Origin of the sequence: Chondromyces crocatus, assembly GCF_001189295.1 — a bacterium.
GTDB classification, from domain to species: domain Bacteria; phylum Myxococcota_A; class Polyangia; order Polyangiales; family Polyangiaceae; genus Chondromyces; species Chondromyces crocatus.
On sequence record NZ_CP012159.1, the window covers coordinates 1959872 to 1976322 of the forward strand.

Consider the following 16451-nt stretch of genomic DNA (forward strand, 5'->3'; position numbering starts at 1 on the left):
CTGAACGGACTCGAACGGTGTCGGGCGGCGTGGGACGAGTTCCTGGGATGAAGCGCGTGCGGCGAGCGCGTGTGCCGGGGTGAGGCTGCGGCGCGCGCCGAGCGATGCGTGTGGACGTGATGCGCGGAGGTACGGCTCGACCCGGAAGGGGAGCTCAGTTGTCGATGACGCGGAAGGCGGCGCGGGCCTTGCTGATCGGCACGCGCGCGATGAACCCGTCGGCCAGCTCGACGTCGATGCTGGCGAGATGGCCCTGGCGATGCTGCAGCTTGATCACGCTCACCTTGGAGCCCTTGGCGATCTCCGCTTGGGAGATCGTCACGCTGTCCACGGCCTGCAACCGCGCGCCGACGGTGAAGTCGGAGCTGGTCTCGGTCTCGGCGTTCTGGCGCGTCTCGGCGGCAGCGAGGGTGCTGCCGAGGGTGAGGGCCAGGGCCAGCCCGAAAGCGACACTCATGCGGCGGCAGGGGGTTGCGATCGACTGCATGGGGCTCCAAAGATACGCCCCTCGCTCTGGATGTCACGCACCGCGTTCGTTGGCCGGGACCCATCCGTCGAGGGCTTTCTCGACGAAGAGCAAGCGATCCTGGCCCCAGAAGAGAAGTCCGTTGACGATGAACGTTGGTGCTCCACAGACGCCGAGATGGATGGCTTCTTGCGTGGCCTCGTGCAGCTTGGCCTTGACGTTTTCGTCACGATTTGCAGCGAGCAGCGGCGCAGGATCGAAGCCTTCGCGCGTGGCGATGTCGGTGAGGGTCGCGTCGTCGGAGATGTCGCGGTCGTCACCCCAGTAGGCGCGGAAGAGGGCGTGGATGAGGGGCGGGCGCGCGGCTTCGTCGAGGGCGAGCAGCATGCGCAGCGGCTTGATGGTGTTCATGGGGAAGCGCGAGGGGAAGCGGAACGGCACGCCGTGGACGTCGGCCCAGCGCACGATGTCGGTGCCGATGTAGCGGCGTTTGGCATCGCTGAGGCTGAAGAGCGGGACCATCGGGGTGCCGATGCTCTTGAAGAGGGCGCCGAGGAGGAAGGGGCGGTAGTTGACCTTGGCACCATGGCGCGCGGCGATGGCGTCGATCTGGGTGGCGCCGAAGTAGGCGTAGGGGCTCGAGAGATCGAACCAGAAGTCGACGGTCTTCACGGGGTCACCTCGGAGGGAGCGGCGCGGAACTCGGGCGGGATCCAGCCGTCGAGGGTGCGCTCGACGAGGTCGAAGCGGTCCTGTCCCCAGAAGAGGGCGCCCGAGACGCTGGGTGTGGTGACGAGGAACGCGGGGGCGCCGAAGACGCCCGCGGCGAGCGCGGTGTCGGTGTGCTGGCGGAGCTGGTCCTTGATGGCCGGATCGTCGGCGCGGGCGACGAGGGCGCTTCCGTCGAGGCCTGCGCCGTCGAGCGCGTCGCGGACGATGGAGGGCTGGGAGACGTCGAGCGATTGCACCCAGTAGGCGTCGAAGAGGGCGCGGCTCGCGCGCGGGAGATCGTGGGAAGCGAGCGTGGCGCGCAGGGCGAGGACGGTGCGGTTGGGGTGGGTGCTCGGCATGCGCAAGGGGACGCCCCAGTGGTCGGCCCAGCGGTGCATGTCGAGGTCGTTGTGCCTGGCCTTCGCGGGCGGCATGCCTTCGGCGGGGACCTGGGGGACGCCGAGGGCCTTGAAGACGCCGCCGAGCAGGAACGGGCTCCAGACGAGTTCGGCGCCGGCTCGCCGGGTGACGGCCTCGATCTGGGTGTGCGCCAGGTAGGCGTACGGACAGGAGAAGTCGTAGAAAAAGACGACGCGCTTCACGCGAGCGACCTTACCACGCAGGCAGGGCGTCGTGGTCGCGAGGTCCCTTCGAGGGGGCGTGAGGGGGACGTGAGTGACGTCGTGAGGGGCGCTGCGAGAAGCGACGGCGTGCGCGCAATCCTGCCCAAGCGCGCTCGTGTCCGTGTGTCGGAGAGTGCGAGGAGGCGATGCATGAGAGCACGGTTCGTCGCGGTGGGCCTGGCTGCGCTGCTGGGGATGTCGATCGCTGGGTCGGCGAGCGCGCAGGAAGGGCGCGACAAGAAGAAGGACGACTCGTACGGCTACATCTTCAAGGACGACATCCTGAGCGCCGACACGCAGGGGGCGAGCACGGCGCAGATCCGGGTGATCAAGGTCGGCCGGCGTGATCAGCTGCTGCGCCCGCGTGTTCACTTCGTGCCGGAGATGCTGAAGTCGGTCGAGAACATGTAGGTCGTGGCGCTGGCGCGCATCGTGCTTTCTCCGTCTGCCGTAGAGGCTGCGTAACGCCTCGGGACGGTCAATGGAGGGAGCACATGGCACGCGTTCTTGATGAGGTGGCGTCGAGCGCTGCGCGGGCGTGGAGCTGGTCCGCGGTGCTGAAGGGAAGCTTCGCGGGGCTGGCGGTGTACGTGGTGCTCCGCTACCTGGGGGCTGCGTTCGGCGCATCCACCGGGGATGGGGTGCTCGCAGAGGGGTTCGCCGTGTGGACCGTCGCCGCGCAGGTGGCGGCGATCTTCGTCGGCGGGATGGTGACGGGCTTCGTGCTCGGGTCGTTCCGGCCGCTCGATGGCGCCCTCGCGGGGACGTTCACCTGGGCGGTGGCGATCGTGCTGATGACGGCGTTGCTCGGTTCGCCTGGGCTCCAGGTCGCCGAGCCAGCGTTGTGGGGCGCGTTCGCTGGCGCGGTCCTCAGCTTGAGCGCGGGCATCGCGGGCGGGATTCTCGGCGTGCAGCGCTCGCGGACGGCGATGCGTCCGGGGCCCACGTCGATCCCGAACAGTTCAGACAGGTTCGGGTGAGCCTGGGGGGCGACGCGAGGAGACGCGTCGCCGTGGTGTGGCCTTCATGATGGTGCGGTCATGATGCAGGCCGTTGTGATGTGGCTGTCCCGAGATGGCCGTCGCGAGATGGCCGTTGCGAGATGGGATGCCGTGATGTGAGCCGTCGCGGCGACGATCAAAGAGAGAGGGCAGCAGAAGAGGCGAGGACGCCGCGCTCGACGAGGATCTCGGGCGCGTGCTGCACGGAGAGGATGAGCGCGCGGGCGTAGAGGCGAGCGCGCTCCTCTTCCGGGAGATCGCCAGGGCGGCCATGGGTCGCGTGCTGCAAGAGGATGGCGGCGCTGACGCTGACGTTGAGGCTCTCGGCGAAGCCACGCATGGGGACGGAGACGGTGCGGGTGCAGGCGGCGGCGAGCTCGGCGTGGATGCCGAAGCGCTCGTTGCCGAGGACGATGGCGACGCGCGGGATGTGACGCAGGTCTTCGGGGGTGAGCTGGCCGCGCGGGTGGGTGGCGACGAGTTCGTGGCCGCTCCGGGCGAGGCTTTCGAGGGCCTCGGCGGAGGTCTGGTGGGTGTGGACCTCGACCCAGCGCTCGGAGCCGCGGGCGACGGTGGTGGAGGCGAGGAAGCTCTCGACGCGCTCGACGACGTGCAGGCGCTGGAGGCCGAAGGCGTCGCAGGAGCGGAGGACGGCGCCGCCGTTGTGCGGGTCGTGCGGGGCGTCCATGAGCACGGTCACGGCGTCGAGGCGGGCGTCGAAGGCGGCGCGGAGGCGCGCGACGCGCTCGGGGGTGGCGAAGGGCTCCAGCTCGCGGGCGATCGCGACCACGTCGAGGGAGTCGAGGACGGCGAGGAGCTTTCGCTGCTCCACGGCGACCGGGCGGCAATCCGGGGTCGAGCGGCGCATCTTGGGGGCGCGGGCTCTAGCACATCTACGCGCGGTGTGGGTCGTCCGGGTACACCCATGCGGCGTTACGTCACGCCCCAGGTCGCGTAGGCTTCGTCACCGAGGAGATGGGACTCATGGCTTGGAATGGTGCGAAGCGGGTCAGCGTGGGGTTGGGCGTCGGCGTGGTGCTGGCCGGGCAGGTGGCCGGCGCAGCAGAGAAGGAGATCGGGCCGGGGGATGATCTGATCGCGGAGATCGCGGCGCTGCAGCCAGGGGACGAGCTGGTGCTCCAGGGCGGGACGTACAGCTTGAACCCGAAGCTCACCATCGCGGTGAGCGGCACCGCACAGGCGCCGATCGTGATCCGCGCGAAGGCGGGCGAGGTGCCGGTGATCACGCGCCCGAACGCGAACCAGAACGTGATCAACATCGAGGGGAGCGAGCACGTCGTGCTGCGGGGGCTGGAAGTGACGGGTGGGTCGCACGGGATCCGGATGAACCAGGCACGGTTCATCACCGTCGAGGACTGCGAGATCCACGAGACGGACGACGTGGCGCTGAGCGCGAACTTCGCGGGGTCGAGCTACGAGGGGCTGATCCTGCGGCGGAACCACATCCATCACACGAACGGGACGGGCGAGGGGATGTACCTCGGCTGCAACAACAACGGCTGTCAGGTGTGGAACAGCGTGATCGAGGGCAACTGGATCCACGACACGAACCGCGCGAGCGTGAGCCAGGGGGACGGGATCGAGCTGAAGGAGGGCAGCTACAACAACATCATCCGCGACAACGTCATCCACGACACGAAGTACCCGTGCATCCTGACGTACAGCACGGTGGGCAACGGGGCACCGAACGTGGTGGAGCGCAACGTGATGTGGGGCTGTGGTGATCACGGCATCCAGGCAGCGGCGGACGCGGTGCTGCGCAACAACGTGATCCTGAGCGCGGCGCAGGACGGGATCCGCAGTCAGGTTCACCAGAGCGGCGCGCCGTCGAACCTGATCATCGCGCACAACACGATCTTCAAGGCGCAGGGGAACGCGGTGCGGATCAGTGGCGCGACGGGCTCGGTGCTGATCGCGAACAACGCGCTGTACGCACAGAACGGGGCGGCACTGACGGTGGCGGGGGATCTGGCGCAGCTCGTGGTGGCCGGGAACGTGGGCGTGGGGAGCCTGAGCGGGACGAACAGTGGGTTCGACGGCACGGGTGAGCTGGGGGCCGATTTCGTGGCGGGGACCTACGGTGGTGCGCCGCCGGTGGATGCGTTCCCGGCGGTGGGATCGGCGCTGATCGCGGCGGGCGTTGCGGCGCACGTGGTGGGCGACGACTTCAACGGGGTGGCGCGGGAAGGGCACGCGGATGTGGGGGCGTACCGCTTCGACGAGGGGGGAAACCCGGGGTGGACGATCACGGCGGGGTTCAAGGATCTCGTGGGGAGCGGCGGGAGCGGTGGGTCCGGGGATGGGGGGAGCGGCGGGACGGGAGATGGCGGTGGGGGCGAAGGCGGCGCGGGGCAGGGGGCTTCCGGCGGTGGCGGACCGGGAGGGGCGTCGGGCGGTGAGGGCGGTGGTGAGGACGGCGGCTGCGGCTGTCGGGTAGGGGGCGCGAGCGAGGGGACGGGGGGCTTCCTTCTCGCGGGTTTGCTGGGGATGGTGGCGGCGCGGTGGCGGCGACGCGTGGCGAGGCGGGATCGAGGCGGGATCGAGGCTGGCTGAGGTCGGTCGAGGCGGTGCGGCGCGCGAGAGGTGGATCTCGCGCGCTGGGTCGCTAGAGTGCGGCCATGCCCGCTGCTCTTCGCTCCGTGTACGTCGTCGATGCTGTCAGGACTCCGATCGGTCGCTACGCCGGCGGTCTCGCCACGGTGCGGCCGGACGATCTCGCCGCGCACGTGATCGATGCGCTGGTGAAGCGTCAGCCCGGTCTTTTGCCGCGGCTGGATCAGGTGGTGTTCGGGGCGACGAACCAGGCCGGTGAAGACAACCGGAACGTGGCGCGCATGGCGTTGCTGATCGCGGGGCTGCCGTTCGAGGTGCCCGCGGTGACGGTGAACCGGCTCTGTGGGTCGGGGCTGGAGGCGGTGGCCGACGCGGCGCGGATGATCGCGGTGGGCGAGGCGGAGTGCGCGATCGCGGGCGGCGTGGAGAGCATGACGCGTGCGCCGTTCTCGATGCCGAAGACGGCGGAGAAGTTCGATCGGACGCCGCCGCCGGTGTACGACACGACGCTGGGCTGGCGGTATCCGAACCCGCGGATGAGCGCGCGCTTCGAGCTGCAGTCGATGGGGGAGACGGCCGAGAATGTGGCGAAGAAGTACGGCGTGAGCCGCGAGGATCAGGACAAGTTCGCGCTGGGGTCGCACCAGCGTGCGGCGGCGGCGTGGGAGGCGGGGGAGTTCGCCAGCGAGGTGGCGAAGGTGGAGGTGCCGCAGCGGAAGGGGGCGCCGGTGGTGGTGGAGCGCGACGAGTCGATCCGGCCGGATGCGTCGCTGGAGGCGCTCGCGAAGCTGAAGCCGGTGTTCCGCGAGGGCGGGACGGTGACGGCGGGCAACTCGTCGCCGATCAACGACGGGGCTTCTGGGCTGCTCCTGGCGTCGGAGGAGGTGGTGAAGGCCGCGGGGGTGACACCGCTGGCGAGGCTGGTGAGCACGGCGACGGCCGGCGTGGAGCCGAACCTGATGGGGGAGGGGCCGATCCCGGCGGTGAAGAAGCTGCTCCAGCGGGAAGGGCTGCGGGTGCCGAACCTGGACCTGGTGGAGCTGAACGAGGCGTTCGCGGCGCAGGCGCTGGCGTGCCTGCGGGCGCTGGAGCTGGATCCGGCACGGGTGAACGTCCGGGGTGGCGGAATCGCGCTTGGACATCCGATCGGGAGCTCGGGGGCACGGATCGCCTGCACGCTGGTCCACGCGATGCGGGATCGAGGGGCGCGTCTCGGGGTGGCGGCGCTCTGCATCGGGGTCGGGCAGGGGATCGCGACGCTGTTCGAGCGAGCCTGAAGCGCTGGCTGCGGGGCGGCGTGATGTGTGGCGGCACGATGTGCGGCGGCGTGATGTGCGGCGGTGCGATGCGCTGCGGCGAGAGATGAGCTAAGAGCACCCGCTCATTTCCCTCAAAGGAGAAGCTCATGGAATTTCCCCCGATCAACGTGCCCGGCAACGGGCAGCTTCACGCGCGCCTCAGGACTTCGCTCGGTGACATCGTGGTCGCTCTGGAGGAGCACCGCGTGCCGGAGACGGTGAAGAACTTCGTCGGGCTCGCGACGGGGGCGATCCCCTGGAAGGATCCGGTGTCGGGCGAGAGCATGAGCGGGACGCCGCTCTATGACGGGGTGCGGTTCCATCGGGTGATCCCGAACTTCATGATCCAGTGCGGCGACCCCTTCACGCGCTACCCGGAGATGGCAGCGAACTGGGGCCGAGGGAACCCGGGGTACAAGTTCTCGGACGAGTTCCACCCCGAGCTGCGTCACAAGGGGCCGGGCGTGCTGTCGATGGCGAACTCGGGGCCGAACTCGAACGGGGCGCAGTGGTTCATCACCGAGAAGGCGACGCCGCACCTCGACAACAAGCACTCGGTGTTCGGGCACGTGGTGAGCGGGCTGGACGTGGTGAACAAGATCGCGACGACGCCGCGTGGGCCTGGTGACCGGCCCGAGACGGACGTGGTGCTGGAGCGGGTGGAGCTGTTCCGGCAGTAGCCGCGCTGGCGTGAGGGCGTCGCGATGCGCTCGCGGCGCCGCGCGCCCTCCGGCTACGTGGCGTCGGAGGGCGCTTCGTCGTTCGTCGGTGGGGTGATCGCTGCCACGATGGTCGGCAGCTCCTTGTCCAGATCGAGAGCGACCTTCTCCGCGAGGTGGGCGCGTTCCGCGGTGAGGGCCTCGTGCAAGGCGGCGCGCGCGCCGGGGTCGAGGTCACGCGCGTTCCACACGCGGTCGAGGGCCTCGTCGACGTCGTGCAGGTGCCCGAGGCGCTTCTGCAGCTTGGCGGCGGAGCTGGCGACCTGCTTGGCGGCAGGGCCGAGGACGGGCGCGAAGGCGTCGGCGGTGTAGCGCAGGCGCTTGAAACGGATGCGGAGCTCGTGCATCGCGATGGCGTCGGCGGTGTAGGCGCCAGAGAGGGCCTGCACCTTGTCGAGCGCCTCTTCGACGGCGCGTTGCGCGAGCTTGCGGGCGCCGAGGCGCTTGCGCTCGGGTCGGTCGAGGCGTCGCGTGAGCGCGTGGAGGTGGACCTCGAGGGGAAGGTGCTTGGCCTTCTTCTGCTTCTTCTTCTTGTTCTTCTTGCGGGAGGCGTCGGCGTCGCCGTGCGGCGTGGTGCCTTCGAGGCGGCGGATGACCTCTGCCCGCTGGGTGCGTTCGAGCGCGGCGCGGTGCTCGATCCAGAGGGTGGCCTGGGCGCGGGCGGCGCGGGGGAGGTTGAGGCGGTCGATCGTCTCGCGCAGCGCCTCTTCGTCGCGCAGGGCGCTGGTGGCGCGCGCGTCACGGCGCAGGGCCTCTTCGATGGGCTGGAGCCGCTTCCTGCCGAACACGCGCCGCGCGGGGCGGAGGAGGGTGCGCAGCTTGCGCAGGGCGACACGGAGATCGTGGACGGCCTCGGGGTCGAGGGAAGGGGCGCGGGTGGAGGCGCTCTCGTCGCTGGCCGGGTGGCCGCTCGAGGGAGGGTCCTTCGCGGCGTGGTCGCCGGAGGTCTGCGACTTCCAGGTGTCGTGCTCGGCGGCGTGGTCCTTCGCGGCGTGGTCCTTCGCGGCGTGGTCCTTCGCGGTGTGGTCCTTCGCGGTGTGGTCCTTCGCGGCGTGGGCCTCTTCGGCATCGTGGGTGGCGTGTCCGTCCGAGGCTGCGTCGGCTGCGGTCTCCTGGGACGGTTCCGGCGGGGCGTCTTCGGCCTCGCGGTTGGCGGCGTCCGAGGCGATCACCCGCGCCGTCGTGTCGCGCACGGTGTCGAGGAGGGGGCGCATGGCGGCGGCGAGGAAGGCGGCGGCGGTCTGTTTGCCGTCGCGGCTCGGCTCGTCGCCGTGGGTGGAAGAGGAGGGCTCGTGGTGGGTCTTGGGGCTCATAGGCGCGTGAGCGCCACCGTCACGAGGGGGCGCCTTCCTGTCTTTGCGTCGATGGTCCTGCGGGCGGTGAGACGTGCCAGCTCGATGAGATCGGGGTCGCGGCGTCGCTGGCGTGGGTCGGCGTCGCCGATGGCCTGGGCCACGGCGCGGGCGGCGGCCTTGAGGGCGCCGGCCATGGCGATGTCGACGACGCCGTGCGCGAGCACCTGAGGCGGCGCGGCCAGCGCGCCCTGGGCGTCGAGCACCAGGGTGACGAAGGCGACGCCGGAGCGGCCGATCTGGCCTCGCTCGCGGAGGACTTCCTCGGTGAGTTCTTCGCCGGCCGCGGTGGCGACGCGGCCCACGGGGACGCGGCCGCCGCGGGTGAGGGGAGTGCCTCTGGCGAGTTCGATGACGTGGCCGTTCTCGGCGACGGCGACGTCGGTGATGCCGCGCTCGCGGGCGAGCTGGGCGTGGCGGACGAGGTGGTGGAGGGTGCCGTGGAGGGGCATGAACGAGGTGGGTTCGGTCAGCTCGATCATGCGCTGCTGCTCGACGCGGTGGGCGTGGCCGCTGGCGTGGATGCGCTTGTCCGTGATCCAGGTGACCAGCTCCACGCCGAGGCGGATGAGGTTGCCGATCATGTCCATCACCGGGCGGTCGTTGCCGGGGATGATGCGGCTGGAGAGGATGACGCGGTCGCCTTCGTCGAGGCGGAGGAGCGGGTGGGTGCCGGTGGCGAGGCGCGCGAGGCCGGAGCCGCGCTCGGCCTGGGTGCCGCCGGCGATGACGAGGAGGCGCTCGCGGGGCATGGAGGCGGCCATCTCCGGGGGGACGAGGAGGTTGCTCGGCCAGGGGAGTCGGCCGACGGCCTGGGCGGCGCGGACGTGGGCGGAGACGCTGCGGCCGAGGAGGCAGATGCGGCGGCCGGTGCGCCTCGCGGCCTCGCCCATGGCGAGGAGGCGGTGGACGTTCGAGGCGAAGACGCCGACGACGACGCGGGCGCGTGCGGACTCGACGAGTTCTTCGAGGGCGATGCCGACGTCACGTTCGCTGCCGGCGGAGCCAGGGGAGTCGACGTTGGTGCTGTCCGAGAGGAGGAGGCGGACGCCTTCTTCGCCCAGCTCGCGCAGGCGCGCTTCGTCGGTGGGTTCGCCGTCGATGGGCGAGGGGTCGAGCTTGAAGTCGCCAGTGTGGAGGACGAGGCCCGCGCCGGTGCGGATCGCGAGGGCGGTGGCGTCGACGATGGAGTGCGCGACGCGGATGGGCTCGACGCCGAAGCGGCCGACGGCGATCTCGCGCCCGAGCGTCGTCGGGATGAGTTCGACCTCGTCCGGGCCGAAGCCGTGCTCTTCGAGGCGATGGCGCACGAGTTCGAGCGTGTGCGGGGGGCCCCAGACGGGGACGTCGACGTGACGGAGCAGGTACGGCAGGCCACCGATGTGGTCTTCGTGGCCGTGGGTGAGCACGATGCCGCGGAGCCGATCCTTGCGCCCGAGGACGTAGTCGAAGCGCGGGTGGTAGATGTCGATCCCGAGGTCGGAGCTGGGGAACGTCACCCCGCAGTCGACCAGCATCATCTCGTCGCCCTGCTCCAGGGCGAGGCAGTTCATGCCCACCTCGCCGAGCCCGCCGAGAGGAACGAGGCGCAGCGTGGACGGTTCCGTCGGTTCCAGCGGGGGTTGAGGAGGGGGCTCGGATTGCACGGTCGGGTTGCGAGGTGCCCTGGCCCAGGCACAATGCTCGCTTCAAGGGGGGTTGGGGTCGCCGCCGCAGTGTACTCGCCCCGCGGCACTTGGGGGCACGTTCGCAATGATTCTGTCGCTTCTTCTCAACCTCCTCCGCCTCCTCCTGTTGCCCTTCAACCTCCTGCGCTGGTGGCGCGCGGCGCCGCAGGGCGGTTACGTCGTCCTGGAGATCGATCGGGCGCTCGTCGACCTCCCGCCCCCGAAGCGAGCCTGGTCTCCGCTGCGGTTGATGCGCTCGTCACCACCGCCGCTGTCGGTGGAGCGGGTCCGCGAGCTGTGCCAGCTCATGGAGAAGGATGCTCGCGTGAGCGGGCTGCTGCTCGAGATCCACGCGGTGCACTGCGGGGCTGCGGCGCTCGCTTCGCTGCGTGACGTGCTCCGGCAGCTCCGCGCAGCGGGCAAGGATGTGGTGGCTTACCTGCCGAGGGGGGCCGACAACCAGGCGCTCCTCCTGGCCGCGTCGGCGCGGATGGTGATCCTCGGGCCAGGGACGCAGGTGGCGGCGCTCGGCTACGCGGCCGAGGGCGTCTACCTGCGGCGGGCGCTGGAGCAGCTCGGGGTGGAGCCCGAGGTGATCGCGCGCGGTGAGTACAAGAGCGCGGGCGAGATGCTGGTGCGGGACGAGATGAGCGACGCGCAGCGGGAGCAGTCGGGGGCGCTGCTGGATGCGCGCTACAGCGATCTGGTCTCCGCGATCGCCGAGGGGCGGAAGGTGGATCGGGCGACGGCGGCGCGCTGGATCGACGAGGGGCCGCACGGTGCTGCGCAAGCGGTGGGGCTGGGCATCGTGGACGCAGTGGCTTACGAGGATGAGCTGGAGCGGGTGCTGGGGGCGCCGCCGCGGGTGCCGGCCGCGCGCTACGAACGGGCGAGGCGCGCGCTGCGCTTCCGGCCGCTGCTGCCACGTCCGGTGCTCGGGGTGATCGAGGTGCACGGCGCCATCGTCCACCGCGCGCCGCTCACCGAGGTGGCGTCGCCCGTGCGGCCGGGGCTCGTGCCCGGGGTGTCGATCCCGCTCGCGAGCGAGGAGCGGCTCGTGGCGAGCTTGCGGGCGGCGCGGCAGAACCCGCGCATCCGCGGCGTGGTGCTGCACATCGACTCGCCCGGGGGCAGCGCGCTCGCCTCCGACCGGATCCACCACGAGGTGACGCGCCTCGCGGAGGTGAAGCCGGTGGTGGCGTACATGTCGAACGTGGCGGCGAGCGGCGGCTACTACATCGCGGCGGGCGCGCAGGTGATCGTCGCGCAGCCGCAGTCGGTGACCGGCTCGATCGGCGTGGTGTCGGCGCGCATCGCGCTCGGCCCCTTGCTCGCGCGGCTGGGCGTGTCGATCGACGTGATGAAGCGTGGCGCGCGCGCGGACATGCTCACCGCCTCGCGCAAGCTCGACGACGAGGAGCGCGCGGTGCTGGCGCGCGAGATGGAGTCCATCTACCAGACCTTCCTGGAGGTGGTTGCGCGGGGGCGCCGCAAGACGGTGGCGGAGATCGAGCCGCTCGCGGGCGGGCGCGTCTACAGCGGGGTGGAGGCGCATGCGCGCGGGCTGGTGGACAAGCTCGGCGGTTTCGACGTGGCCTTGCGCGCGCTGCGCGATCGCATCGGTCCCCCCGCCGCGCGCCTGGAGCCGGTGATCGTGCGGGTCAGCCGGTACGTGCCGCCGCCGCCCCAGCTCCCTCAGGTGCCCACCCCGGTCCCGGCGGTGCTGTCGGCCCTCGGTTTGCGCGGTGCATCCGAGCTGCTGTCGATCGCGTCGCAATCCGGCGGGGAGCGGGCGCTGACCTGGTACCCCGGCGAGGAGCATTGAGCCCCAACCATCTCCAGAAGCGTCCAGAGGGACTGGATAAGAGGATCCTGTGTGGAATCAGGGCACAGCCTGGGGAGGCGCAGCCGTTCAGCGCGGAGTTGCTGTGGATTGAATGCTGAAAGAGGGCATAACTACCCCTAATGGCCATCCTGATTGACAAGGACACCAGGGATTGTGTCTTATGCGCTCCTGGTTGCGACGCGCAGCCAGAGTGACGGGCAGAGAACTGGCGCCCACGATCGAGTCGCGGTACTACTCACTTAATCAGTAAGTGCTGCGGCGACGTGGGCGCATTGCGTTTGTCCTGGAGCTACCGCCTGGTGTGGTGGCTTGCATGGAGGCATTGAATGGGCCAGTCGGAGATTGTGGGCGAAGCGGGCAAGGTCGAGGGACTGAATGGCAAGGCAGCCCGCGCATCGAGGTCGACATTGGGGAACGGTACAGGGGGGGGCCCTGTGACATCCTCGAGCGCCCGGAACGGGACCGGACGGCGTCCGGTGACCGGGAGCTCCGCGGTGAAGGTGAAGGTGAAGAAGGGGGTGACTCGGACGCGCGGCCTGAGCTTCGAGCGGCGCTACACGACGAAGGGGACGGACCCGCTCGACGAGGTGACGTGGGAGCGTCGGTCGAGCGTGATCAACAACCCGGATGGCTCGGTGGTCTTCAAGATGGAAGGCGCCGAGATCCCCAGCGATTGGTCGCAGCTGGCGACCGACATCGTCGTCAGCAAGTACTTCCGGAAGGCGGGCCTGCACGGGAACAAGGACCTCGGAGAGACGAGCGTCCGGCAGGTCGTGCACCGGCTCGCGAAGACCATCCGTGAAGCGGGTGAGCGTTTCGGTGGCTACTTTTCGAGCACGCGCGAGGCAGACGCCTTCGAGGCCGAGCTGTCGTACCTGCTGGTGAACCAGTACGGCGCGTTCAACTCGCCGGTGTGGTTCAACTGCGGTCTGTTCCAGCGCTACGAGATCACGGGCAGCGGCGGGAATTATGCCGCGAACCTCGACGCGAAGGCGGGGGCGCCCGACGAGATCGTCGAGACGCAGAACGCTTACGAGCGGCCGCAGTGCTCGGCTTGCTTCATCCAGGCCGTGCAGGACGACCTGATGAGCATCTACGAGCTGGTGAAGAGCGAGGCGCGCCTCTTCAAGTACGGCTCGGGGACGGGGACGAACTTCAGCTCGATCCGCGGCAAGCAGGAGAAGCTGTCGGGCGGCGGGACGAGCTCCGGGCTGATGAGTTTCCTCGAGGTGTTCGACCGTGCGGCCGGCGCGACGAAGAGCGGCGGCACGACGCGGCGGGCGGCGAAAATGGTCTGCCTCGACATGGACCACCCGGAGATCGTCGACTTCATCAACTGGAAGGTGCGGGAGGAGAAGAAGGCCCACGCGCTCATCGCCGCGGGCTATTCGTCCGACTTCAACGGCGACGCGTACCACACCATCAGCGGGCAGAACTCGAACAACTCGCTGCGCGTCACCGACGACTTCATGCGCGCCGCGACGACGGGCGGCATCTGGGAGACGCGCTCGCGCACCACGGGCGAGGTGATCGATTCGCTGAACGGCAAGGAGCTGTGGCACATGATCGCCGAGGCGGCGTGGGGCTGCGCAGATCCTGGCGTGCAGTACGACACGACGATCAACAAGTGGCACACCTGCCCGAACACGGGGCGCATCAACGCTTCGAACCCGTGCTCGGAGTACATGTTTCTCGACGACTCGGCCTGCAACCTCTCCAGCCTGAACCTCACGAAGTTCCTGGGCGAGGACGGGACGTTCGACGTCGAGGGCTACCGGCACGCGGTGCGGGTGTTCTTCGTGGCGCAGGAGATCCTGGTCGACTACTCGTCGTACCCGACGAAGCCGATCGCGAAGAACTCGCACGACTACCGCCCCCTCGGGCTCGGCTACGCGAACCTGGGCACGCTGCTCATGCTGCTCGGGCTGCCCTACGATTCGGACGAAGGGCGTGCGGTGGCGGCGTCGCTGACGTCGATCATGTGCGGCCACGCCTACAAGGTGTCCGCGGAGATGGCGGCGACGAAGGGGCCGTTCGCAGGGTTCTCGCGCAACCGGGAACCGATGCTGCGGGTGATGGGGATGCACCGCGAGGCGGCATACGCGATCGATCGCGACCGCTGCCCGGAGGCGCTGTGGCGCGCGGCCTGCGCCGACTGGGACGAGGCGCTGAAGCTGGGGCAGGAGCACGGCTACCGCAACGCGCAGTCGACCGTGCTCGCGCCGACGGGGACCATCGGGCTGCTGATGGACTGCGACACCACGGGCGTCGAGCCGGACTTCTCACTGGTGAAGTTCAAGAAGCTGGCCGGTGGGGGCTACTTCAAGATCGTGAACCAGTCCGTGCCGGAGGCGCTGCGTCGCCTCGGCTACGCAGAGCTCGAGGTGCAGGAGATCGTGGCCTACGTCTCCGGCACGAACACCTTGCTCGCCGCGCCGCACGTCAACCGTGCGTCCTTGAAGGAGCTCGGCCTGACCACGGAGGACCTCGCCAAGGTCGAGGCGACGATCCCGGGCGTGTTCGACCTCGATCTCGCCTTCGGGCCCTGGATCCTCGGCGAGGAGACGTACGACCGACTCGGGGTGACCCGGGATCAGCGGGCGCGCTTCGGGTTCTCGCTCCTCGAGTACCTGGGCTTCACGCGGGCGCAGATCGAGGAGGCCAACGAGACCATCGTCGGTCGGATGACCATCGAGGGCGCGCCTCACCTGCGCGACGAGCACTACGCGGTGTTCGACTGCGCGAACCGTTGCGGGAAGAAGGGCAAGCGGTTCCTCGCGCCCATGTCGCACGTGAAGATGATGGCTGCGGTGCAGCCGTTCCTCTCCGGCGCGATCTCCAAGACGGTGAACCTGCCCAACGATGCGACCGTGGAGGACGTGCAGCGCATCTACGAGGAGGGGTGGCGGCTCGGGCTCAAGGCGGTGGCGCTCTACCGTGATGGGTGCAAGGCGTCGCAGCCGCTGTCGTCGACGAGCGACAGCAAGAAGGCGGACAAGGCCGAGGCCGCGATGCCCGTCGCGAGCTCTCCGGCGGCCGTGGTGGTCTCCCCGCGCTCGGCGCGCGAGGCGGATCGCAGCCGGCTGCGGCTGCCCAAGAAGCGCCGTGGGTTCACCCAGGAGGCGCGGGTCGGTGGGCACAAGATCTACATCCGCACCGGCGAGTACGTGGACGGGTCGCTCGGCGAGATCTTCATCGACCTGCACAAGGAAGGTGCCGCCTTCCGGTCGCTGATGAACTGCTTCGCGATGGCGGTGTCGATCGGTCTCCAGTACGGCGTGCCCCTGGAGACGTTCGTCGAGCAGTACACCTTCACGCGGTTCGAGCCGCAGGGCATCGTCGAGGGGCACGAGTACATCCGGCTCTCGACCTCCATCGTGGACTACATCTTCCGGACGCTCGGGGTGGAGTACCTGGGGCGCTACGATCTGGCGCAGGTGCAGCCGGCCTCCAACGCGATCCAGGATCCTTCCGAGTCCCGCGCGCAGGAGAGCCAGACGCCGGCCTACACGGCAGAAGTGCCGGTGCCGCACGTGGAGCGGAGCGCGAGCGCGCTCGATGCGCAGCTCGAAGACATGATGGGCGACGCCCCGGTCTGCGATGGCTGCGGCCACATCACGGTCCGCAATGGCGCCTGCTACAAATGCCTGAATTGCGGCAATAGCATGGGCTGCAGCTGAACCGCCGCGTCGGTCTGGTCGCGGGGGGCGAAGCCGAGTAAAAGTCGGCCCATGCTCCCCCGCGTCCAGCCTCTCTGTCTGCTTCTCGGCGGCCTCGTCCTGCTCAGCGCCTGCAAGAAGGACGAGCCCGAGCCCCAGACCATCCCTCTGAGCGCCGGCGGGTCGGCCGCGCCCGTTGCGGCGGATCCGGCCCCTGAGGCCACGGCGAACGTCGCGGCCGACACGGCGGCCACCGCAGACGCGCTCGCGGTGCCGCCCCCGGCCGAGACGGCCACGGCGCCTGCGACGCCAGTGCGGACGGGAGGCGCGTCCATCGAGGGGTGCTGCGCCGCGCTGCGGGCGATCGGAAGCTCGGGCCGCCCCGCCGACGTGAAAACAAAGGCGAACACGGCAGCGAAGCTCTGCAACGGGCTCAACACCCGCGTGAAGAGCGGCGAGGTGACCCGCTCGTCGGCGATGGTGACCATCAAAGGGACGCTCGGCCCCGTCGCGGCGCCGGCCGAGTGCAAGTAGC

14 protein-coding genes are annotated in these 16451 nt (G+C 69.8%); 8 read left to right on the forward strand and 6 right to left on the reverse strand.

Annotated features, from left to right (window positions below; genetic code table 11):
- Positions 1–154: 154 nt before the first annotated feature.
- From CMC5_RS07310 to CMC5_RS45700, 3 genes are read right to left on the reverse strand one after another with little or no spacing between them, the layout of a single operon-like run.
- Positions 155–487 carry a hypothetical protein gene (locus CMC5_RS07310; protein WP_156338315.1) on the reverse strand — a complete coding sequence of 111 codons (333 nt, stop codon included), beginning with the start codon at positions 485–487 and terminating at the stop codon, positions 155–157.
- 33 nt (positions 488–520) lie between these two features.
- Positions 521–1138, reverse strand: coding sequence for a 2-hydroxychromene-2-carboxylate isomerase (locus tag CMC5_RS07315; RefSeq protein ID WP_050429730.1), 618 nt, complete (start codon positions 1136–1138; stop codon positions 521–523).
- Entirely contained in the window at positions 1135–1779 is a 645-nt protein-coding gene (locus tag CMC5_RS45700) for a 2-hydroxychromene-2-carboxylate isomerase (protein WP_050429731.1), read from the reverse strand. Before CMC5_RS45700 ends, CMC5_RS07315 begins: the two co-directional genes overlap by 4 nt.
- A gap of 171 nt (positions 1780–1950) precedes the next feature.
- Between CMC5_RS45700 and CMC5_RS45705 the strand changes: the two genes are divergently transcribed.
- Together CMC5_RS45705 and CMC5_RS07330 are read left to right on the forward strand one after the other, a co-directional pair.
- Positions 1951–2211, forward strand: a complete 261-nt coding sequence (locus CMC5_RS45705) for a hypothetical protein (RefSeq protein WP_063796232.1) — start codon at positions 1951–1953, stop codon at positions 2209–2211.
- Between the two features lie 83 nt (positions 2212–2294).
- Positions 2295–2780, forward strand: a complete 486-nt coding sequence (locus CMC5_RS07330; RefSeq protein WP_050429732.1) for a hypothetical protein — start codon at positions 2295–2297, stop codon at positions 2778–2780.
- A 157-nt stretch (positions 2781–2937) separates the two neighbouring features.
- Here the strand turns inward: CMC5_RS07330 and CMC5_RS07335 are convergent, their stop codons facing one another.
- Positions 2938–3669, reverse strand: a complete 732-nt coding sequence (locus CMC5_RS07335; RefSeq protein WP_082362306.1) for a TrmH family RNA methyltransferase — start codon at positions 3667–3669, stop codon at positions 2938–2940.
- 116 nt (positions 3670–3785) lie between these two features.
- Here CMC5_RS07335 and CMC5_RS48370 point away from each other — a divergent pair, with 116 nt between their 5' ends.
- The 3 genes from CMC5_RS48370 (at position 3786) to CMC5_RS07350 (ending at position 7353) form a co-directional block, all read left to right on the forward strand.
- Complete coding sequence (locus CMC5_RS48370; protein ID WP_050429734.1) at positions 3786–5375, forward strand: right-handed parallel beta-helix repeat-containing protein; 1590 nt, start codon at positions 3786–3788, stop codon at positions 5373–5375.
- A 65-nt stretch (positions 5376–5440) separates the two neighbouring features.
- A complete protein-coding gene (locus tag CMC5_RS07345; RefSeq protein WP_050429735.1) occupies positions 5441–6652 on the forward strand; it encodes a thiolase family protein in 1212 nt (403 codons plus the stop codon).
- Positions 6653–6780: 128 nt separating this feature from the next.
- Positions 6781–7353 (forward strand): peptidylprolyl isomerase, encoded by a 573-nt coding sequence (locus CMC5_RS07350; protein WP_050429736.1) that lies wholly within the window; start codon positions 6781–6783, stop codon positions 7351–7353.
- Between the two features lie 53 nt (positions 7354–7406).
- Here the strand turns inward: CMC5_RS07350 and CMC5_RS07355 are convergent, their stop codons facing one another.
- Together CMC5_RS07355 and CMC5_RS07360 are read right to left on the reverse strand one after the other, a co-directional pair.
- Positions 7407–8705, reverse strand: coding sequence for a CHAD domain-containing protein (locus CMC5_RS07355; RefSeq protein WP_050429737.1), 1299 nt, complete (start codon positions 8703–8705; stop codon positions 7407–7409).
- Positions 8702–10297, reverse strand: a complete 1596-nt coding sequence (locus CMC5_RS07360; RefSeq protein ID WP_082363414.1) for a ribonuclease J — start codon at positions 10295–10297, stop codon at positions 8702–8704. The genes CMC5_RS07355 and CMC5_RS07360 overlap by 4 nt, the downstream gene beginning before the upstream one ends.
- Positions 10298–10496: 199 nt before the next feature.
- On the opposite strand from CMC5_RS07360, the gene sppA reads away from it, so the two are divergent.
- The 3 genes from sppA (at position 10497) to CMC5_RS07375 (ending at position 16450) form a co-directional block, all read left to right on the forward strand.
- Positions 10497–12236 (forward strand): signal peptide peptidase SppA, encoded by a 1740-nt coding sequence (gene sppA / locus CMC5_RS07365; RefSeq protein ID WP_050429739.1) that lies wholly within the window; start codon positions 10497–10499, stop codon positions 12234–12236.
- Between the two features lie 347 nt (positions 12237–12583).
- The gene (locus CMC5_RS07370) at positions 12584–15937 is read left to right on the forward strand and encodes a vitamin B12-dependent ribonucleotide reductase (protein WP_179955514.1); all 3354 of its coding nucleotides are present in this window, start codon (positions 12584–12586) and stop codon (positions 15935–15937) included.
- A 51-nt stretch (positions 15938–15988) separates the two neighbouring features.
- Entirely contained in the window at positions 15989–16450 is a 462-nt protein-coding gene (locus tag CMC5_RS07375) for a hypothetical protein (protein WP_050429740.1), read from the forward strand.
- The last annotated feature ends 1 nt before the right edge of the window (position 16451 follow it).